Below are 20,666 nucleotides of genomic sequence, written 5' to 3'. Positions count from 1 at the left end.
GGTGGTGGATTCCCACGGTGGGGTTGGGGCTGGTGGTCCTGGTGCTGCTGTGGGGCTGGCTGAAGCCGGGGCCCGCCGCGCAGGCGCCCGCGCGCGTCGAGTCCGTGCCCACGGGGGCGCGGGTCATGTTCGACGGGCAGGAGCTGGCGGAGCGCACGCCGGTGACGCTGCCCGCGATGCCCGAGGGGCGTTATTCGCTCGTGCTGTCGCGCGAGGGCTACCAGGAGCTGCGGACGGAGCTGGAGGTCCAGGCCACGGGGCCGGTGCCGCTGGGCGTGCTGCGGCTGGTTCCGGTGGTGCAGCAGGCGCATGTGCCGGAGACGCCGCCCGTGGCCGTGGAGAACGCACCGCCGGCCCAGGAGCCCGCGGCCGTGGCGAAGGTGCGGCTGCGGGTGGAGGCGCAGCCCGCGCAGGCCGTCGTCATCGTGGATGGGCGGCCGCAGGGCGCGGCGCCGGTGATGCTGGAGGCCGCGCCGGGGGTGGCGCTGGCAGTCCGGGTCGAGGCCGCGAAGCATCAGCCGAGTGAGCGCACGGTGACGGTGGGCTCGGGGCCGGAGCAGGTGGAGCGCTTCACGTTGCATCCGGAGGCTCGGGTGGCGCCTCCCGTGACGCCGCCGCGTCCTCCGAGGCAGGAGTCGCGGGCGGAGACGCGCACGGCCAAGGTCCGCTTCGCGGTGCGGCCGTGGGCGGAGGTGACGTGCGGAGGGAAGAAGCTGGGGGAGACGCCGTTCGAGGCGGTGGAGCTGCGCGTCGGCACCTATGACTGCAAATTCTTCAACCCCGACCTCAAGAAGACGCTCAGTCGACGTATCGAGGTGAAGGCCATCGACCTCAACGTGGTGAGTGTGAAGTTCGAATAGCGCATGTTCCGGAAGCCCTCTTGACGCTCGTCGCCGGCATGCAGATCGGCAAGTACGTCGTCCGCCGCAAGCTCGCGGAGGGCGGGATGGCGGAGATCTACCTGTGCACCGCGCGGGGCGCGGAGGGTTTCGAGAAGGAAGTCGTCATCAAGCGGGTGCGTGCCTTCCTCGCCAGCGACCCGGAGTTCGTGGGGATGTTCATCGCGGAGGCCCGGCTGGCCTCGCGGCTGAACCACGAGAACGTGGTGCAGATCTTCGACTTCGACAAGCACGAGGACACGTACTACCTGGCCATGGAGTACGTGCGTGGCTGCTCCTTGTGGGAGCTGCGGCGGCGGTCCAAGGAGATGATGGACCCGGTGCCTCCGATGCTGGTGGCGCACATTGGCGCGGAGGTGGCCCGGGGGCTGCACTACGCGCATCGGCTGAAGGTGAACGGGCAGCCGCTCGACCTGGTGCACCGGGACGTCACGCCGCACAACGTGCTGCTGTCATACGACGGCGCGGTGAAGCTGACGGACTTCGGCATCGCGAAGGCCGGCAAGAAGCTGACGCAGCCCGGAGTGCTCAAGGGCAAGTTCGCGTACATGTCCCCGGAGCAGGCGCGAGGGGAGGCGGTGGACTCCCGCACGGACCTCTTCGCGCTGGGCGTGGTGCTGTGGGAGATGCTGACGGGCGGGCGGTTGTTCGACGGGGACTCGGAGCTGGCGGTGCTGCGCGCGGTGCAGCACAGCGCCATTGCTCCGCCGGCCCGGCTCAACCCGGAGGTGCCCCCGGAGCTGGACGCGGTGGTGATGCGCGCGCTGGAGCGCGACCCGTCCGCGCGCTTCCAGACGGCGGGTGAGCTGGAGCGGGCCCTGGCCCAGTGCGTGTTGAAGCACGCGACGTCGGTGGACGACACGGACCTGGGAGCCTTCCTGCGGCGCCTGTTCCCCGGGAGCCTCACGCAGGCGATGCCCACGGTGCAGGAGCGCACGCACGTGGTCCAGGGGACGCCGGTTCCCGACGACGATGATGACGATGTGCCAGCGCCGCGCAGGGAACCCACGGCGGTGATGGCGGCGGGACGCGTGGGGGTGGCGGTGCCGTCCTCGCCCGATGAGGACGTGGATGCGTCCACGTTCGTGCTTCCCCGTCGGAGTGAGGACGTGGAGGCGCTGTCCGTGCCGCTGCCACCCATGGCCACGCCGATGATGCCGCTGCCCGCGGTGGCTTCGTCACCCGTGCCTCGCGCGAACGCGCCGCTGCCGCCGTTGGCCGCGCCCATCGCCACGGTGCGCCCGAGCCGTCCCGAGGGGACGCCCGCCGTGGCTTCGTCGGAGGAGGGGGGCGGTGGAGGTCCGCGCTCCGACGTCACGCCGGTGCCCACGAAGACGCCGAGCCGTTCGGGTGGGCTGTCGCCCGTGGCGAGTGGTTCGCAGGGGGAGGGGGACTTCGCGCGGGCCTCCACGAAGACGCCGAGCCGTTCGGGTGGGCTGTCGCCCGTGGCGAATGGTTCGAGGGGGGAAGGGCTTCACCCCGACAACACATCGGCACCCACGAAGGCGCCGAGCCGTTCGGGCGAGCTGGCATCCGTGGCGATGAACTCAGCGGGCACTGGCGCTGGGCTCCGCGCCGAGAGCACGTCGGTGCCCACGAAGACACCGAGCCGTTCGGGTGGGCTGGCGCCGGTCGCGACGCAGGCTCCTTCCGATGCTTCGTCGCGAGGCGCCGAGTCGGAGCGCTCCTCGCTGGGTGGCGACGAGGTGGCGCGCGGCGACGTCGAGCCCTCCGGACAAAACTCCGAGTCGGGGCAGGCCGTGCGTCCCTCACGCGAGGCAGACGCGATGAGCCCTGCGAAGCAGGGGAGTATCGGGGCTTCGTGGGAAGACTCCGAGGAAGACGGCGCCTGGGAGGAGGATCTCCCGGCGAATGCTAGCGAGCGGGACTCCTCCGATGCGCTGACGCCCGCCTCGGAGATGGCCCTCCCGTCGAACTCCGGGCGTGCCGATGTCGTGTCTGCGTCCGTGGCTCCTGAGCTGTCGACCGCCTCTCACGAACAGCGTGACTCCAAGGAGCGCGGTGCCGGGGCAACCTCCAGTGGGCACGCGTCGACCGCACCTTCGACCCGAGCGCCCGTGCTGGATGCGCGAGAGGGGGGGCCTCAGTCCCTCTCCGGCAGCGAGGTCCCCACTGTCACCGATACCTCGCCGGGAAGGCCGAAGCCCTCGGTGTGGCTCCGGCCTCGTCGCATGTTGGGTCTCACCATGAGACTGGGGCTGCTGCTCATCGTGGGGGCCGGGGTGATGAATGGTCTCCGAGGAGACCCGTCGACGGAGACGGCCACCACTGGCAACGGCCCCTTGGCCGCCGCTCCGAAGGACGGCACGCCCACCGGAGCCACCCCACCGGCGCCCACCGATAGCGCGCCTCCTGGGGGCGAGCCTGGCGGAAGTGTCGTGAAGGAGACGAACGGCCCGGTGCCCGCCGTGACGCCGTCCCAGGCCGAGCCGGGCTCCGTCGCATCAGGCACCACTCCGTCCGCCGCGAGCCCCGAGCCGGTGCCCTCCGAGTCGGATGTGGAAGTGGAAGGCCTGAAGCGAGAGGCCGTTCTTGGTATCGGCTCGAAGGCCGTCGACCCGGAGGTCCGCTCGGAATCCACGCCGCGAGCCGCGCCCAGCGCGACGGGCCTGCTCCAACTCCGGGCAACCCCGTACGCGACGGTGTTCCTGGATGGGCGACGCCTGGGCGAAGTCTCGGGACGCGCCTCCTACAAGCTGCCCCCCGGCACGTACACGCTGCTGTTCAAGCACCCCTTGGGCGAGAAGCGCTTCGACGTCACCATCACCGCCGGCGCCACGGTGACGCGCGAGTTCCGCGCGCCGCGCGGCCGCTGAGCCCGCGCCACCTCGGCGCATCCCGCATCCCCCTGTCGACCCCGCGCTGACGCGTGCGTGCCCAACGGGCGCCGTCGTCTCGCCCGCGGTTCGTGCTGTTCGAAGCGCTCCGGGTCTCCATCTACCCCCGTCGTGACACCGCGCCGTGACGCACGGACGCGTCCTCGCGCCCTCTTTCTCGAAACGTGAACCGGCCGACACCGCAACGGACCTGTAGCGGTCTGCCTTGACACCGAAGGCCTGTTTCTGGCACTCAGTGTCCTCCTCTGAGTAGCTTATATTCAATGGAACCGATGGACCTGCTGGCTCCCGACGAGATTGCTCGGATTGAGCGCGACAACGCGGGAGGACTTCCCGCGAGCGCGATTCTGGAAATCTTTCGTCCGAGGGGCGTGCGTCTGTCGGAAGCGACCTTCCGCAAGTACGTCCAGGCGGGGTTGCTACCGAGGAGCCGTCGGGTGGGGCGGAAGGGCAAGCACCAGGGGAGCCTGGGGCTCTATCCGGTGGAAGCGGTGCGCCGCATCAACGTCATCAAGAAGATGATGGCGGAGGGGCACACCCTCGAGGACATCAAGAAGTCCTTCGTGTTCCACAGCAACCACATCGACCAGGTGGAGCGGGACCTCGGCGGTCTATTGGATGGGCTGCGGGACGAGTTGGGAGAGCGAGCCTTCGGGGGAGAGCACCGACGTTCGCTCGAGGCGGAGTTGGCAACGCTGCGGCAAAGAGCGCAGGATCTGGTCCGGGACGTGGCCCGGCTGGGCAGCGCAGTCACCGCACGCGAAGACGAAACGATGAGTTCGCAATAAGATGCCGGCCCTGGAGCCGGTGGACCCGGTTAGACTGGCCTCACGTGGAGGGGACATGTCGGAAGTGAAGCAAGTGGAGGAGGGCGGAGACCAGGCGCAAGAGGACCTGGCGCAGGAGCGCCGACGGTCCAAGACGATGTCGCGCAAGGAGATGGCGCGTGATTTGCGCCGTCGACGTCTCACGGGTCAGGTGGACCCGGAAGAAGCGGACCTGCTCAAGCAGATGGACGACACGCGTCCGCGCACCCGCGCCGACTGCGTCAACGGTCCGCGCCCGTGCATGTTCGTTTCCTGCAAGCACAACCTCTATCTGGATGTGAATCCGGAGACGGGGTCCATCAAGCTCAACTTCCCGGACAAGGAAATCTGGGAGCTGGAGCACACCTGCGCCCTGGACGTGGCGGAGAAGGGCGGCATCACGCTCGAGGAGGTGGGGGAAATCATGAACCTCACCCGTGAGCGCATCCGTCAGGTGGAGACGCGCGGGCTGATGAAGCTGCGCGAGGCCACCGAGGCCGAGCCTCCTGTCTCGGCCCGCAAGCCTTGAAGTGACCGGCGGCTTGCTGCCGCCGACGTAGCGCCGACGTGTTGCGTTGACACCCCAGGGGGTGGTTGCTACTACCGCCGCTCCCCGCACACCGAGGCGCACACGTGCTGGCTCTCCTCAGCGTTTCCGATAAGCGAGGTCTGGTTCCCTTCGCCCAGGGGCTGGTTGGCCTGGGCTACCGTCTGCTGTCGACGGGTGGCACGTTGGAGGCGCTCAAGGGCGCCGGTATCGCCGCCACGCAGGTGTCCGAGCACACACACAGTCCGGAGATTCTCGGCGGACGTGTGAAGACGCTCCACCCGCGCATCCACGGCGGCATCCTCGGTCGGCTGGAGCTGGAGGCGGACCGCGAGGAGATGAAGGCTCACGGCATCGAGCCCATCTCCCTGGTCGCCGTGAACCTCTATCCGTTCCGCCAGACGGTGGCGTCGGGCGCGGCCGAAGCGGAGGTCATCGAGCAGATTGATATCGGCGGGCCCGCGATGGTGCGCGCCTCCGCGAAGAACTTCCGTCACGTGGCCATCGTCGTGGACCCGGACGACTACCCCGCGGTGCTCGCGGAGCTGGAGCAGCAGAAGTCGGTGGGCGAGGCGACGCGCCGCAAGCTGATGCGCAAGGCATTCGCGCACACGGCGGCCTACGACGCCTCCATCTCCGCGTGGTTGTCCGCCGAGGCGGGCGAGCCGTTCCCCGGAGAGCTGTCGCTGTCGTTCCGCAAGGCGCAGGACCTGCGCTACGGGGAGAACCCGCACCAGCGCGGCGCCTTCTATCGTGAGCACTCGGCGCCCTCGGAGCCGACGGTGGGCTTCGCCCGGGTGCTGCAGGGCAAGGAGCTTTCGTACAACAACATCCTGGACCTGGATGCCGCGCTGGGGCTGGTGCTCGAGTTCCCCGAGCACCCCACCGCCGTCATCATCAAGCACAACACTCCGTGTGGTGTGGCGGTGGATGACTCGCTGGTGAAGGCGTACCGCACGGCACGGGCGGTGGATGAGATCTCCGCCTTCGGTGGCATCGTCGCGTTCAACCGCGAGGTGGACGAGGCCACGGCCCAGGCCATGGCGGAGACATTCCTGGAGGCGGTCATCGCGCCCTCCTACTCGCAGGCGGCGCTCCAGGTGCTCGCGGCGAAGAAGAACCTGCGGCTCCTGGAGGCGGGGGCGGCGCTGGCTTCGCCGACCGCCCGGCCGAGGGCTCAGCTCGATGGCCGGAGCGTGTCCGGAGGGCTGCTCCTCATGGACCGGGACGCGGTGGAGCCGGAATTGAGCTGGAAGGTGGTGTCCAAGCGGGCACCCACACCGGACGAGGAGCGGGCCCTTCGGTTCGCCTGGAAGGTGTGCAAGCACGTCAAGAGCAACGCCATCGTCTTCGCCTCTGGCAGCCAGCTGCTGGCCCAGGGCGGCGGACAGACGAATCGAGTGGATTCGGTCCGAATCGCGATGCAGCGCGGCGGACAGGCCCTCCAGGGGGCCGCCGTGGCCTCGGATGCCTTCTTCCCCTTTCGGGACGGCCTGGACGAGGCGGCCAGGGCAGGGGCGACGTGCGTCATCCAGCCAGGCGGCTCTGTTCGGGATGCGGAGGTCATTTCGGCCGCCGACGAACATGGGATGGCCATGGTGGTGACCGGAGTGCGACACTTCCGGCACTGACTCATGCGCATCGTCTGCCAGAAATGCGCGGCTGCCTATGCCATCGATGATCGACTGATCACGGCGAAGGGTGTCCGCGCGCAGTGTCCCCGTTGCCGGAACTTGCAGCTCGTCCGGCGCGATCCTTCGGCCGTGCCCTCAGGGGACGTGCCGGCCGCACCGCCGCGTCCCTCGGCGCCCACCCCTGCGTCGTCCGCGCCACCTCCGGCGGATGACCTGTTTGGCGACTTCGGCAATCCGCCCGCCGCCGTGGAGCCGCCCGCCCCACCGGCCCGGCCCGCGAAAGCCGCGGCGCCGGAAGCGGACCTGTTCGCGGACTTCGGCGCGCTGCCTGCGCCGTCTCCCGCGACGGCGCCCCCCGTGGATCCCTTCGCGGCCTTGGGGCCGGCTCCCGAGTCGTCCGGCGGAGGGGATCCGCTGCTCGACTTCCTCGGGCCCGCACCCACGGCTCCACCCGCGCCCGTCGCGCGCATCTCGTCGGAGCCCGGCGCGGTGCCGGTCTCTGTGGCACCGCCGGCAGCCGCGGCGCCGCAGCGCACGGCGTCGGCTCCGGTCGCGGCCGCCGCGCCCAAGCCCGCGACCATGGGCTGCCGCACGTGCAACAAGCCGCTGCTGGATCCATTCGACCAGGCGCTCGGCATCTGCGACGACTGTCGACAGCGTGAGCCCGCGGGAGGGGCGCCCAAGGCGGCGGCCCCGGTGCCCGTCGCCGCGCCCGGGACGGCGGACTTCCTGCCTCCGCTCACCGCGCCGGAGGAGGGTGGCTCCGATTCGCTGGAGCTGATGCCCCGGGAGGGCTCGCGTGCTGCGTCCGGTGTGCCTTCGCTGGGCTCCGAGCCCCGCAGCAATCCCCGCGCGGCGTCGGGTGCGGCCCGGAGTCAGTCCAACGTTCGCTCCGGCTCCGCGGAAATGCCGGGCTCGCGCGGCTCCTCCAGGGGAGGACGCTGGGCGCTCGTCGGTGGACTGACGCTGCTCGTCGTCGGCACGGGCGTGGGCGGCTACTTCTTCGTGCAGCACCAGGAGCAGGAGCGTCGTCGGACGGAGTCTCCTCCCGTGGCGGTGATTCCCGAGGCCGTGAAGGCGGTGCTGCCCCGGTGGAAGCTGAAGTACCTGATGCTGGAAGGCACGAGCGCGGAGCGGCTCGCGGAGGGGCAGCAGCAACTCGCCCGCGACGAGCGCTCCTCCTACTCGGAGGCCGAGGAGTCCTTCCAGCAGGCCCTGCTCCTGGATCCTCGCAGCGACGCGGCCATCGCGGGCTACGTCCAGGCGCTGGCGCTGGGGCGAGGCGCCGGGCTGGATGAGTCCACCTTCTCGGAGGCGAGCGCGCTCATCGAGGCGTCGGAGTCGCGCGCGGGGCGCACCCCGCTGCTGCTGCTGGCGCACGCCAACCTGCTCCTGACGCGCTCTCGACAGTCCGAGCCGCTCGATAGGGCGAAGGCCCTGGCGAACGAGTTGCTGGTGCAGGCGCAGGCGACGAACGAGCAGAAGGCCGAAGCCAATCTGGTGCTGGGTCGGGCGTACCTGTCGACGTCGGGCGGGCTGGCACGCAAGCACTTCGACTCCGCGCAGCAACTGGCGCCGGAGTTCAAGCGCATCCAGTACTACCGCGCGCTCGCGCACGAGTCGGACGGTGAGTATTCGCTCGCGCTGGAGACGCTGCGCAAGCGCCTGACGGTGGACCCGAGGGACTGGGACAGCCTGGCGGCGACCTCGCGCATCTATCAAGAGGTGGGCGAGGTGGGCGAGGCGCGCCGGCTGTACGAAGCGCGCGTGAAGGCGGACCCCGGTGAGCTGCGCGCCCTGCTGCCGCTCGCGGTGCTGCGCTACCAGATGGAAGGCAATCCCGCGACGGGTGTGCGCGAGTTGCGCGCGCTGCTGAAGAGCCGCGACAGCCATGGTGGCCGCGATGTGGCGGAGGTGCTCGTCCATCTGGCCGCCGCGGAGCGCGCGGCGGGCAACAGCGAGGCGGGAGTGAAGTCCGCCGAGGAGGCGCTCGGGTTGGTGAAGGATCTGCCCGAGGCGCACCTGCAGGTCTTCCTCGTCGCCCTGGAACAGCGCGACGCGGCGAGGGCTCGCAAGCACCTGGACGGCATCAAGGGGCGGCTGGAAGACCGCGCGCTGGAGCTGGTGCTGGAAGGCCGGCTGTTGCTGCTGGAGAAGAAGCCCGCGGAGGCGCTGGAGCGCTTTCAGGATGCACTGACTCGGGATGAGCGTCGGCTGGACGCGCAGCTGCTGGCGGGCGTGGCGGCGGCGGGCGCGAAGCGGCGCGAGGACGCCTTCCGGGCGCTGAACCTGGCGCTGCGCGCGGACCCGCTGCGGCTGGAGCCCAGGCCCGTGGCGACGCGCTTCTGGATGCGGCCCTCGGAGACGGTGAGGGGCGTGGAGGACGTCATCCTCTCGCTGGCGGAGAACGCCGAGGACCCGGGGCCGTATCTCTACGAGGGCTTGCTGCGCTTCCACCAGGGAGACCTGGACGCGGCGGACCGGCACTTCCGCGACGTGTTGGAGTCGGACGCGAACAACGCGGGCGCGCTGTCGTACCGGGCGCTCATCGCGCTGCGGCGGGGGAACCTGGCGGAGGCGCGAGCGCTGTCGACGCGCGCGGTGTCCGCGGGGCGGCAGCTGCCGGTGGCGCATCTGGCGCAGGGGCTGGTGCTGGCGGAGAGCCGTCAGGTGGAACCGGCGAAGCGCTCGTTGCGCGAGGCGTTGGGGCTGTCTCCCACGTTGCTGTCGGCCAAGGCGCGGCTCGCGGAGCTGGAAGCGGCGCAGCGGCGTGACGACGCGCGAACTCAGTTGGTGAAGGTGGTGGGGTTGGACCCCGCGTACCTCCCGGCCAAGCGGATGCTCTACCTGTTGGAACGGTGAGGTGGATGTGAAGGTCCTGTTGCTGGGTTCCGGAGGCCGTGAGCACGCGCTGGCGTGGAAGCTCTCCCAGAGTCCTCGGCTCACGCGGTTGTGGTGTGCCCCCGGCAACCCGGGCACGGCGAAGCTTGCGACCAACGTGCCCGTGAAGGCGGATGCGCCGGACGAGGTGGTCGCGCTCGCCCGCCGGGAGTCGGTGGACCTGGTGGTGGTGGGACCGGAGGCGCCGCTGGTGGCCGGCGTGGCGGACGCGCTGGCGAAGGCGGGCATCCCCTGCTTCGGGCCCGTGGCGGGCGCGGCGCTCATCGAGGGCTCCAAGGCCTTCGCCAAGGAAATCATGGCCGAGGCGGGAGTCCCCACCGCGGCCTTCCGCACCTTCACGGACGCCGTCGAGGCGGAGGCCTACGCGGTGGCGCAAGGCCGCATCGTCGTGAAGGCGGATGGGCTGGCGGCGGGCAAGGGGGTCATCGTCGCGCACGACGTGGACTCCGCGCGAGAGGCGGTGCGCGCGGTGGCGGCCCTGGGCACATCGGGGCAGCGCATGGTGCTGGAGGAACTGCTGGAGGGCGAGGAGGTCTCCGCCATGGCGCTGTGTGACGGCGAGCGCTACGTCATGCTGCCCCTGTCGCAGGACCACAAGCGCGTGGGCGATGGCGACACCGGCCCCAACACCGGCGGCATGGGGGCCTACAGCCCGGCGCCGTTCCTCGACGCGGAGCAACTGGCCGACGTCGGGGAGAGCGTCATCGCTCCGACGCTGGCGGTGCTGCGCGGGCGCGGGCTGCCCTTCAAGGGGGTGCTGTACGCGGGGCTGATGCTGACGCGCAACGGACCCAAGGTGCTGGAGTTCAACGCGCGCTTCGGGGACCCGGAGACGCAGGTGTTGATGATGCAATTGGGTGAAGACCTGCTGCCGCTGGTGGACGCGTGCGCACGTGGACAGTTGCAGGCGCGCCCGCTGGTGGCGGCGCCTGGCGCGTCGGTGGGCGTGGTGCTGGCGGCGGAGGGCTACCCGGAGGCGCCTCGCAAGGGGCAGCGCATCGACGGGCTGGATGCGGTCCCCGAGGACGCCACGGTGTTCGTCGCGAGCGCGGAGATGCGGGACGGGGTGCTGGTGACGAGCGGCGGACGGGTGCTGACGGTGTGCGCGCGGGGCGATGACCTGGCGCGAGCGCGAGAGCGAGCCTACGCGGCGGTGGCGGCGGTGCGCTTCGAGGGCATGCACTTTCGTCATGACATCGGCGTGAAGGGGCTGAAGGCGGCACCGTGACGCGCATCTCCCGCTATCTCCTTCAGGAGCTGTTGGTCCCGCTCGGCGTGTGGGTGGCCTTCATGTTCCTGCTGCTGTTCGTGATGCAGTTCCTGCGGGGCACGGACGTGCTGCTGGGCTCGTCGGTGACGATTACGGACCTGGGCCGGCTGGTGGCCTATCTCACGCCGCACTTCCTGATGATGGCGCTGCCCATCGCCTTCCTGCTGGCCATCCTGCTGGGGCTGGGGCGACTGGGAGAAGACCGCGAGCTGACGGCGCTCCAGGCGCTGGGGGTGGGGCCCACGCGCCTGCTGTTCGCGCCCATGGGCGTGGCGGTGGCGCTCAGCGCGCTGATGCTGCTCATCACCTCCACCGCGCAGCCCTGGGGCCTTACGGGAGTGAAGGAGCTGGTGAGCGAGGTCATCCGGAAGAACGTCGTGGGCGACGTGAAGTCCGGCACCTTCTACGAGGACCTGAGCGACCTGACGCTGTACGCGGAGCAGGTGTCCCCGGATGGGAAGTGGACCAACGTGCTGCTGCACGACGACCGCGAGGCGAGCTCGCCGCTGTTGGTGCTCGCGCACCGGGGGCAGGTGGGGACGTCCAGTGGTGGCGAGGTGCTGCGCTTCGCCCTGGAGGATGGAGAGGTACACCGCTCCGGCCGAGCCTCCGAGGACTACAGCGTCATCCACTTCGACCGGGCGGAGATCAGCGTGGGCGTGGGCGCGTCCATGGGCAAGCGGGGTCGCTTCACCTCCGCGAAGGAAGAGCTGACGCCATCGGAGTTGCTCCAGGCCGCGAGCGAGGCGGAGGCGAGCGGTGGGGATGCGCGCGGCTTCAGGATGGCGCTGCACAGCCGACTCGGTGGCGCGCTGGCTCCCATCGCCTTCGCGCTGCTGGGCACGCCGCTGGCCATCGGCCGGCGACAGGCGGGCCGGGCGTGGGGCTATCTGCTGACACTGGGCGGTTACGTCCTGTACTACCTGCTGAGCCGCGCCTTCGAGCAGTTGGGGCAGCAGGGCAAGCTGCCGGCACCCCTGGCGGGACAGCTGGCCAACGTCGTCTTCATGCTGGTGGGTGCGGTGGCCCTGTATCGGGTGAGCCGCTCTGGGACGGTCCGGTGAGACTGACGCTCTTCGGGTACGTGCTGCGGACCTACGTTCGTTACGCGCTGGGAATCCTCGGTGGGTTGGTGCTCGTCTTCGTGGTGGTGGACTTCGTGGACCGCGCGAAGACGTACACCGGGCCGGGCTGGGTGACGGACGCGGCGAAGCTCTACGGGTACAAGGCGCTGATGGCGGTGCAGCAGCTCGGACCGGCGGCGTTGTTGCTGGCCGCGGGCACGACGGTGTCCGCGTTGCGCAAGCAAGGCGAAGTGACGGCCATCCGGGCGCTGACCTTCGGGCCCACGGCGCTGTACGCGCCGGTGCTGGCCTTCGGGTTGATGGCGTGCACGGGGCTCATCGCCTTCGATGAAGTCGTCGCGACGCATGCCGGGCGCCGCGTCGATGAAATCACCACGCAGCGCTTCAACCGCTGGGGTGACTGGCGCTTCTACTACACGCCGAAGCAGTGGTTCCGACGAGGCGACCACATCTTCTTCCTCCGCGCGGGCAGCGCGCAGGAGGGCTTCCAGGACGTGTCCATCTTCACGCTGTCGCGGGAGTTCAAGCTGCAGCGGCGGCTGGACGCGGCGCGGATGGAGTGGGTGGACGGGACGCGCTGGCGGCTGATGGGCGTGGTGGAGCGCGCCTTCACCGGGGAGAAGCACACCTCCGTGAAGAGCCTGGAGAGCGCCGAATATGAGCTGGGCATCGCCGCCTCTGCCTTTCGCATCCGGCCGGGACGTCCGGAGCAGATGCGGGTGCGGGAGCTGCGCGAGCAGATTGTCGCGCGCCGGGAGGTGGGGCTCGCGACGAAGCAGTTCGAGCTCGCGCTGCACAACCGCTTCGCCTATCCGCTGGCGGCACTTCCCGCGGCGCTGCTGGGGGTGGGGCTGGCGCTGCGCACGAATCGCCGAGGGCACCTCACCGCCGCCATCGTCGAGGGCCTGCTCGTCGCGGTGGCGATGTGGGGCTTGATGATGGTGTGCCGCACGCTGGTGCTCACCGAGAGGTTGACGCCGCTGGTGGCCGCGTGGACCCCCCCCGTCCTGCTCGTGCTGGCGGCCGGGGCGCTGTGGCTGCGACGCGAGGGCTTTCTTCACATGCCCCGCCGTTGGCTCGCGGTGAGGTAGCGTGAGTCCATCCATGGACCTTCTCGCCCAGCCCCGGCTGGACACATTCCTTCGTCGCGCCGTGGCTGGAGTGCTGCTCGCCTGGGCGGTGGGCCTGGTGCTGGCGGAGGTCGTTCTTCAAGTGGCCGCGTCCGCGGCGGTGCTACTGGCGCTGGTGCTGGCCGCGCGGCGCCACCTGAAGCTCGCCCCCGACGTGCGCGCCTATGTGCTGGCCAGCGTGGCGCTGTGCGCGTGGCAGGTGGTGTCTCCCGGGCTGGCGCTGCTGACGGGCGCTGCGAGTGGGTGGCCGCGAAGCTCGCGCTATGGACAGGTGCTGGACTCGGTGGCGGGCGCGGCCGTGGCGTGCGTGGGCACGGTGGGTGTGCCGTGGCTGGCGCTCGCGGGCACGGTGGCGGCGGGGTGGTTGTTCGCCGCGGCGCTGGGCATGTTCCAGAACCGGGTGCGCTGGCCCTGGGAGCCCTTCGCGTTCCTCAAGCTGAACCCGGGCCGGCTTCACGAGAACTTCGGCACGGAGACGTCTCCGCGCTACGCGGCCGGGGGCGTCTTCTTCCACCGGCTGCGCTTCGCCCATGGCGCGATTGCCGCGATGGGCCCCGCGCTGGCGATTCTGGGCGGCTCCGAGGTAGCGCGGCGGCGGGTGCTGGCGGGCGCGGTGGTGCTCGGCATGCTGGTGTCCATCTACAACGCCTTCGCTCGCGCGGCGCTGGGCGCGGCGTTGCTGGTCAGCGTGGTGGCGCTGCTGCTGCTGGTCAGTGGAGTCGCACGCAAGGCGGGGCTGGGGCTCATCGCGGTGCTGGTGGTGGTCGTCCTGGCCTCACCCGCCTGGCGCGCCCGCATGGAGAAGGCCGTGGGCAACATCTACGGCGGTGAGCGTGAGCTGGCCATGACGGTGGGCTGGGGCCTCGTGCGCGAGCACCCGCTGGTGGGCGTGGGCTTCGGCAACCACAAGGCCGCGGTGCTCGCGCGGCAGGGGGAGTCGGGAATCACCGACCTGCTGGCCACCGACTCGCACAACCTCTGGCTGACGGTGTGGGCCGAGACGGGGCTGGTGGGCCTCCTGCTGACGCTGGCCATGCATGGCTTGCTGGGGCTGGCGCTCATCCGTCGCTATCGCGCGGGCTCGCTGGCCGCCACCGGCGCGCTCCTGTCCTTCGTGGGTTTCCACATCCTCGCGCTGGTGCACTACCTGCCATTCCACTCCAGCGTGCACCTCTCCTTCGCCCTCATCTGGGGCCTGGGGCTGTGCGAGGGCAGTGACGTGCTGCGCGCGCGTCCGGCGTCCCGCTAGCTGTCGCGGGCTCGGACCCCGCCTCCGTCAACGAGGAGAAGGCGGGTGGCTTTCGAGCACGCGCCGGTACACGGCGACCGTCTTGCGCGCGCACTCGTCCCAGGTGAAGCGCGCGGCGCGCTCGCGGCCCAGGTCCGTCAACTCCGTGCGCAGGGCCTCGTCCCGAAGCACGCGCAGCGTCGCCTCGCGCCAGGCCACCGGGTCCTCGGGGGAGAGCCGCAGCGCGGCGCCGCCCACGACTTCCGGGAGCGCCGTCGCGTCGGAGGCGAGCACCGGACAGCCCGTCGCCATCGCCTCCAGCGCGGGCAGGCCGAAGCCCTCGTACTTCGATGGCAGCAGCAGCGCCGCCGCCGCGCCATAGAAGAGCGGCATCTCCGATTCGGGCAGCTCCTCCAGGTCAATCACGTTCTCGTACAGCCCCAACTCGTGCGCCACCGCGCCCTTGCCCGCGAGCAGGACGATGGGCACCGGCAGGTCCGCCGCGAAGTGCTTCAACAGCGCCAGGTTCTTGAAGGGCTTCGCGTTGCCCACCGCCGCCACGTAGCGCGCGGGCAGCTCGTTGCGCTCCCTGAACTCGCGGGCCTCCGCCGCGGAGGGTGGCTGGAAGCGCGCGTCCACGCCATTGGGAATCACCTGCAACCGGTAGGGCGACAGCTTGAGGTGCCGCGCCAGCTCCTCGCGCGAGAACTCGGATACCGTCACCAGGGCGGCGGCCCGCTTCGCGCGAGGCCCCACCACCACGCGGTAGTACAGGCTCTGCGCTGGCGAATACTGATGGGCCAGCGCCACGTGGTTGGCATCGTGCAGCGTGGCCACCAGCGGGCCGCTCCAGAACAGGGGCAGGGCGAACGACGTGGCGTGGAAGACGTCGGGCGACAGGCGCGCCAGGTCCGCCGCCAGCGCGGGCTGCTCCACCGGGGACAGGAACCCCGCGAACGAGCGATGCATGGGCACGCGCGGCGCGAGCGCTCCCAGGTCCGAGGGCAGGCCCTCGGGGGGCACCAGCGCGGTGAAGCGCAGGTCCGGGGCAAGCGAGGGGACGCGCCGCGCCAGCTCGAGCGCATAGCGGGCAATCCCGTGCAGCCGGCCGCGCACCATGCGCAGGTCGAGGAGGACATGAGCCACGTGCTTGGCGTACCACACGCGCGGCCCTCATGGGGGGCGGGCAGGCGCCCGCTTCGCGTTGCTGTCGGCACGCGGCACGCCCGGTGCTAGAAGGCCCGCATCGTGAAGGTCGCCCTGGTCCACGACTGGCTCGTCACCCACCGCGGGGGGGAGCGTGTGCTTGATGCGCTCTGCGAAGTGCTGCCCGACGCGGATATCTACACCCTCATCCACCGGCCCGGCAGCCAGTCCCCGGCCATTGAAGGCCGCCGCATCTTCACGTCCTTCCTTCAGCGGATTCCCGGCATCCACGAGCGCTACCGGCACTTCCTGCCCCTGATGCCCCGGGCCATCGAATCGCTGCGCCTCCAGGACGACTACGACGTCGTCCTCTCCTCCAGCCACTGCGTCGCCAAGGGGCTGCGCGTGCCGCCGGGGCTGCCGCACCTGAGCTACGTGCACGCGCCCATGCGGTACATGTGGGACTTGTTCGACGACTACTTTGGCCCGGGGCGCACCCGCCTGCCGGTGCGCGTGGCGGCCCATGCCGTGCGTCCCTGGCTCCAGCGGTGGGACCGCGCCTCGGCCGAGCGCGTGGACCACTTCGTCGCCAACAGCCACCACGTCGCCGGCAAGCTCCAGCGCTTCTGGGGCCGCGGCGCCACCGTGGTCCATCCTCCCGTGGACCTGGAGCGCTTCACCCGGCTTCCCCTGGAGGGGGGCGGCCAGGGTGGCTACTTCCTGTGGCTCGGCGCCTTCGCGCCCTACAAGCGGCTGGACATCGCGCTGGAGGCCTTCCGCGCGCTGGGCGCTCCGCTGTGGGTCGTGGGCACCGGGCAGGAGGCCTCGCGCCTGGGGTCGACGGCGTCGTCGCCGCACATCCGCTTCCTCGGCAACGTCTCCGACGACGCGCTGCCGTCTCTGTACCGGGATGCTCGCGCGCTCATCTTCACGCCCGAGGAGGACTTCGGCATCACCCCGCTGGAGGCCCAGGCCACCGGTCGCCCCGTCATCGCTTTCGGCAAGGGCGGGGCGCTGGAGACGGTGAACAGCCGCACGGGACTCTTCTTCTCCGAGCAGACACCCGCCTCGCTCGCGGACGCCGTGCGGCGCTTCGAGACGTGGGAGGTCGGCTTCCGCGCGGAGGATGCCCGCTCTCAGGCCGAGCGCTTTGGGCGTGCTGTCTTCCAGCGCGCCATGTTGTCCGAGGTGGAGTCCGTCCTCAGGGTGTCGAGGAAATCCCCACGTCGCGTGGCGGCGGTGTGACGCCGCTGTCATCCCAGGCTCCGTCTTTCATCAGCGAGTCGTGTCCACCTCTTGTCACTGTCCACCCGGGGCAGGGGTAACTCGTTGGTTTCACGGGATTTTCCGTGCTACGACGCCAGCCTGTCAGAGGGAGTCGGGCAGGGCACGTGCTCGTTGTACCGGGGTGCGAGTCTTGCAAAGGGGTGGCGCCCCGTTGACCAGGTTACAGGAGTCCAGGCGTGTTCAGTCGTCTCCAGCGCTTCTACACGTCCATCAAGGTTGTCGCGGACATGGTGATGCTCGCGGTGGCGTTCGCCTTGGCGTACGCCACGCGGTTCTCCGGCATCGTCCCCGTCACGGAAGGAATCCCACCCTGGGAGGATTCGCTCGTCTCGCTGCTGATGGTGCTCGTCATCTTCCCGGCGGCCTTCAAGCAGTCGAGGCTCTACGCGACGAACCGCTCCCGGACGAACACGGGTGAGGTGTTCGAGGTCTTCAAGTCCACCATCACCGCGACGCTCATCCTGGTGGCCGCGACGTACTTCGCGCGGGAGCGTTACTCGCGCCTGACGCTGGTCATCTTCGTCGTCTACGCCTTCGTGCTGGTGACGTGCATCCGGCTGGCGTTCCGCTACGTGTTGAGCGAGGTGCGGCGCCGGGGCCACAACCTCAAGTCCATCCTCGTCATCGGCGCGGGGGAGCTGGGCCAGCGTGTCGTGGAGACGGTGGAGGGCCACCGCGAGCTGGGCTTCCGCGTGACGGGCCTTTTGTCGCTGCGGCCGGAGAAGGTGGGCCAATACGTCAACGGGGTGCGCATCATCGGCCACGTGGACGACGTGGAGCGCGTGCTGGATGCGCAGCCGGTGGACCAGGTCATCCTCGCGCTGCCGCTGGAGGACCAGGCGCACGTGAAGCGGCTGATGGAGCAACTGGCGCTGCGCACCGTGGACGTCAGGGTGGTGCCGGACCTCTACCAGTACATCACCCTGTACGGCGGGCTGGAGGAGTTCGGCGGCCTGCCCATCATCCGGCTCCAGGGTGACCCGATGGAGGGCTGGAGCCGCGTCTCCAAGCGCGCTTTCGACATCCTCTTCTCGCTGCTGGCCATCCTCGTCACCGCGCCGCTCATGGCGGCCACCGCGCTGGCGGTGCGGCTGACGAGCCGCGGTCCCATGCTCTACCGACAGGAGCGCATGGGGATGGATGGCCGCACCTTCCACATCCTCAAGTTCCGCACCATGCGCGTGGACGCCGAGCATTCCGGGGCGATGATGGCGGCCAAGGACGACCCGCGCCGCACCGTCATCGGCACCGTCCTGCGCAAGTACTCCCTGGATGAGCTGCCACAGTTCTTCAACGTGCTGACGGGGGACATGAGCCTGGTCGGCCCGCGCCCCGAGCGCCCCGTCTTCATCGAGGAGTTCAAGCGGCAGATTCCGCGCTACCACCTGCGGCACAAGGTGAAGGCGGGCATCACCGGCTGGGCGCAGATCAACGGCCTGCGCGGTCAGACGTGCATCGAGAAGCGCATCGAGTACGACCTGTACTACATCGAGAACTGGTCGCTCTTGATGGACCTGAAGATTCTCGTGCGCACCGCGCTGGGCGGCTTCCTCTCGAAGAACGCCTACTGAGGAGGCGGGCGTGCCCAGGCCACGGAAATCCGTGGCCCGGGCCCCGCGTCGGACACGGATTTCCGTGAGCGCGACGCGCGGTGGACCGCGGTCGCTACTGGATGTTCCAGACCACGGTGCCGCTGCACGTCGTATTGCTGTAGCAGCCGGCGCGAATCTGGAGCGTGCCGGACGTGGTGGCGGTGAAGCTCAAGCTGGAGCCTCGGCCGCTGCACGCGTCGTCATTGGCCGCGGACTGGGTGGCGCCGCTGAAGAGGCGCAGGTACGTGTCCCCGGTGAAGGACGCGCCCGTCGCTCCGCAGGTGGCCACGGTGAGGACCTGGCCGGCGGTGACGGTGAGGTCGCGGTTGGTGGTCGCCTGCTGGGCGCTGTTGGTGTTGCTCCCGCTGAAGGCGAACGAGCCGGACGTGGCCGGCGGGGGATTGCCCCCGGAAATCTCCCAGACGACGGTGCCGCCACAGCTTCCGGTGGAATAGCAGCCGGCGCGCACCTCGTACTCGCCCGCGGTGGTGGCGGTGAAGGTGATGCTGGAGCCCCGGCCGCCGCACGCGTCGTCGTTGGTGGCGACGGAAGTACCCGCGGGGTTGAAGAGCCGCATGTACGTGTCACCCGTGGTCTTCGCGCCCGTCAGCCCACAGGTGGCCACGGTGAGCTGCTGGCCGGCGGTGAGGGCCAGCTTCTTGTTGGTGGTGTTCTGCTGCGCGTTGTTGGTGTTGGTGGCCGTGTACGTGAAGGAGTTGGCCGGCGGAGGCGGCTCCTCCGGGGGCGGCTCGCCGTTGCCGTTGGGGTCCGGGCAGCCGGCGGTGGGCAGCGCGCACTGGGGCAGGTTGGCTCCCAGGTGGCTGACGACGGCCTGGATGGGCACGCCCCGGTTGGGGCAGTTCGCGCAGTGGTGCAGGGAGACGACCAGGTGGTCCGAGTAGCCCACCACGGGCGAGCCGGACGAGCCTCCCTGCGTGTCCGCGAAGTAGCCCACGTCATTGGGGCCGCCGGATTGGCAGGACGCCTCGTTCAGGCTGTAGACCTCCGCGAAGCCAGACTCGTCGGTGGAGTCCGTGGAGGTGACGGCGATCTTCTTGCCGTACCCCGCGGGGTGCTGGGGAATGTAGATGCGCTCGTTCACCACCGCGCCCGCGCCGCGCACCTGGAGGTAGCCGAAGCTGTTGGTGGGGTTCACCGCGAGCCGCACCAGCGCGTAGTCACGAGGCGCGTCCGCCTGCACCAGCGTGCCGCCGGAGATGACGTGGCCCGGGCAGCCGAACCAGCTCCCGCAGCTCGTCGCACAGCTGGCGCCCTCGGCCATGAACTCGAAGTCGGTGTTCTGCGCATCGCTGGCGGTGCCGATGCAGTGCTGGTTCGTGAGGATGTGGCCCTGGCTGCCCACGAGCCAGCCGGTGCAGGCGCTGGAGCCACCGATGAGCAGGCGCGCCACGGGACGGGCGCGGCCATAGAGGGTCGGCTCGCTGGTGGCGTAGCAGGGAGCCCAGCCCGAGTCGTCCACGCCGCACAGGGCCTTGTTCAGCTCGGACGTGAAGCCCTGCTCCGCGTTGGTGTAGCCGCGCGCGAAGCGGTCGATGGAGTAGCCGTGCTGGTTGAGGATGCCTCGGCGCCCTGGGGAGTCGGTGCCGTGCAACTCGACGATGGCGGTGTCGCCGGGGATGTGCATGGCCCAGAAGCCGTCGCGCGCCCCCGGGTGCGAGCCGTCATACCGTCGCGAGCGCGTGCCGTCCGGCGAACGCACGACGACGAAGTCTCCCTCCTCCAGCTCCAGCCGCTCGAAGTGCGCGGCGATGTACGCGGCCCCCGGGTGGGTGATGACGTCGGTGTGCAGCGGACCGCTCTGCCTGCGCAGCTCCGCGGTGGCGTAGGGGTGTGCCGACTCGAAGCGTCGGTACACGTCCTCGCCGACCTTCGTGGCGCGCTGGGAAGCGGGGGAGGCCGCCGCCTTGCACACGGGGGCCGAGGCCAGCGCGGCCGGCGCGCTGAGTGTCAGCGCGGCGACGAGACCTGCGAGCTGGATTCGTTTCATCTGCTCTCCTGTGGGGATGGGACTTCGCAGCTCAGGCTGCACAACCGGTTATAGCGGTTATCACTGACAGAGCCGCCTCGCTGTTGATGATTGAGTTGCAAGAGCAGGAGGATGTGTGGGGCCGGTGGCGTTTGTGCGGGGGAAGGGTTCTGGATGCAGAAAGGACACCGCCTCGCGGGGAGGGCGGTCGGTGGAGCCCCGTCTGATTTCACACGGAGCGCGATTGTTGCGGCCGGGTTGTGTGCGAGGTGCCGGGGTGGCGGGTCGAAATGACG

The 20,666-nt window shown here is 70.2% G+C and carries 14 protein-coding genes; 12 read left to right on the top strand and 2 right to left on the bottom strand.

All coding sequences use genetic code 11. The annotated features are described in order from the left end of the window. From HR086_RS29255 to HR086_RS29210, 10 genes are all read left to right on the top strand, one after another. A partial coding sequence (locus HR086_RS29255) for a PEGA domain-containing protein (RefSeq protein ID WP_174467274.1) occupies positions 1-860 on the top strand: 860 nt, incomplete at its 5' end. A 20-nt stretch (positions 861-880) separates the two neighbouring features. Then, a complete protein-coding gene (locus HR086_RS48740; protein WP_254623702.1) occupies positions 881-3,736 on the top strand; it encodes a serine/threonine protein kinase in 2,856 nt (951 codons plus the stop codon). A gap of 284 nt (positions 3,737-4,020) precedes the next feature. Beyond that, positions 4,021-4,545 (top strand): MerR family transcriptional regulator, encoded by a 525-nt coding sequence (locus HR086_RS29245; protein ID WP_141643792.1) that lies wholly within the window; start codon positions 4,021-4,023, stop codon positions 4,543-4,545. Positions 4,546-4,600: 55 nt separating this feature from the next. Beyond that, positions 4,601-5,092, top strand: a complete 492-nt coding sequence (locus HR086_RS29240; RefSeq protein ID WP_141322767.1) for a sigma factor-like helix-turn-helix DNA-binding protein — start codon at positions 4,601-4,603, stop codon at positions 5,090-5,092. Positions 5,093-5,196: 104 nt separating this feature from the next. Next, positions 5,197-6,741 (top strand): bifunctional phosphoribosylaminoimidazolecarboxamide formyltransferase/IMP cyclohydrolase, encoded by a 1,545-nt coding sequence (purH, locus tag HR086_RS29235; protein ID WP_174462318.1) that lies wholly within the window; start codon positions 5,197-5,199, stop codon positions 6,739-6,741. Between the two features lie 3 nt (positions 6,742-6,744). Beyond that, positions 6,745-9,606, top strand: a complete 2,862-nt coding sequence (locus tag HR086_RS29230) for a tetratricopeptide repeat protein (protein WP_174467273.1) — start codon at positions 6,745-6,747, stop codon at positions 9,604-9,606. A 1-nt stretch (position 9,607) separates the two neighbouring features. After that, positions 9,608-10,873 (top strand): phosphoribosylamine--glycine ligase, encoded by a 1,266-nt coding sequence (purD, locus tag HR086_RS29225; protein WP_174462320.1) that lies wholly within the window; start codon positions 9,608-9,610, stop codon positions 10,871-10,873. Then, a complete protein-coding gene (locus tag HR086_RS29220) occupies positions 10,870-11,979 on the top strand; it encodes an LptF/LptG family permease (RefSeq protein ID WP_174455168.1) in 1,110 nt (369 codons plus the stop codon). The genes purD and HR086_RS29220 overlap by 4 nt, the downstream gene beginning before the upstream one ends. Then, complete coding sequence (locus HR086_RS29215) at positions 11,976-13,091, top strand: LptF/LptG family permease (protein ID WP_174462321.1); 1,116 nt, start codon at positions 11,976-11,978, stop codon at positions 13,089-13,091. Before HR086_RS29220 ends, HR086_RS29215 begins: the two co-directional genes overlap by 4 nt. Before the next feature lie 13 nt (positions 13,092-13,104). Then, positions 13,105-14,379: an O-antigen ligase family protein gene (locus tag HR086_RS29210; RefSeq protein WP_174467272.1), complete on the top strand. Its 1,275-nt coding sequence runs from the start codon at positions 13,105-13,107 to the stop codon at positions 14,377-14,379. 27 nt (positions 14,380-14,406) lie between these two features. On the opposite strand, the gene HR086_RS29205 is transcribed toward HR086_RS29210, so the two are convergent. Continuing rightward, positions 14,407-15,522: a glycosyltransferase family 1 protein gene (locus HR086_RS29205; protein WP_174455171.1), complete on the bottom strand. Its 1,116-nt coding sequence runs from the start codon at positions 15,520-15,522 to the stop codon at positions 14,407-14,409. Positions 15,523-15,606: 84 nt separating this feature from the next. On the opposite strand from HR086_RS29205, the gene HR086_RS29200 reads away from it, so the two are divergent. Next, the gene (locus HR086_RS29200; RefSeq protein WP_174455172.1) at positions 15,607-16,749 is read left to right on the top strand and encodes a glycosyltransferase; all 1,143 of its coding nucleotides are present in this window, start codon (positions 15,607-15,609) and stop codon (positions 16,747-16,749) included. Between the two features lie 218 nt (positions 16,750-16,967). Further along, positions 16,968-18,362, top strand: coding sequence for an undecaprenyl-phosphate glucose phosphotransferase (locus HR086_RS29195; protein ID WP_141643802.1), 1,395 nt, complete (start codon positions 16,968-16,970; stop codon positions 18,360-18,362). A 94-nt stretch (positions 18,363-18,456) separates the two neighbouring features. Here the strand turns inward: HR086_RS29195 and HR086_RS29190 are convergent, their stop codons facing one another. Continuing rightward, positions 18,457-20,391, bottom strand: coding sequence for a serine protease (locus HR086_RS29190; protein WP_174467271.1), 1,935 nt, complete (start codon positions 20,389-20,391; stop codon positions 18,457-18,459). Positions 20,392-20,666 lie beyond the last annotated feature (275 nt).

The sequence above is a fragment of the Myxococcus sp. CA039A genome, from assembly GCF_013336645.1.
GTDB lineage: Bacteria > Myxococcota > Myxococcia > Myxococcales > Myxococcaceae > Myxococcus > Myxococcus llanfairpwllgwyngyllgogerychwyrndrobwllllantysiliogogogochensis.
The sequence above is the reverse complement of the archived record's forward strand: the minus strand, read 5'-3'. Positions and strand labels throughout refer to the sequence as shown.

What these genes read in the sequence shown, in the direction of transcription:
- HR086_RS29240 (WP_141322767.1), top strand. Translation starts at nt 4,601, where the DNA reads ATGTCGGAAGTGAAGCAAGTGGAGGAGGGCGGAGACCAGGCGCAAGAG.
- HR086_RS29245 (WP_141643792.1), top strand. Translation starts at nt 4,021, where the DNA reads ATGGAACCGATGGACCTGCTGGCTCCCGACGAGATTGCTCGGATTGAG.
- HR086_RS29190 (WP_174467271.1), bottom strand. Translation starts at nt 20,391, where the DNA reads ATGAAACGAATCCAGCTCGCAGGTCTCGTCGCCGCGCTGACACTCAGC.
- HR086_RS29210 (WP_174467272.1), top strand. Translation starts at nt 13,105, where the DNA reads ATGGACCTTCTCGCCCAGCCCCGGCTGGACACATTCCTTCGTCGCGCC.
- HR086_RS29230 (WP_174467273.1), top strand. Translation starts at nt 6,745, where the DNA reads ATGCGCATCGTCTGCCAGAAATGCGCGGCTGCCTATGCCATCGATGAT.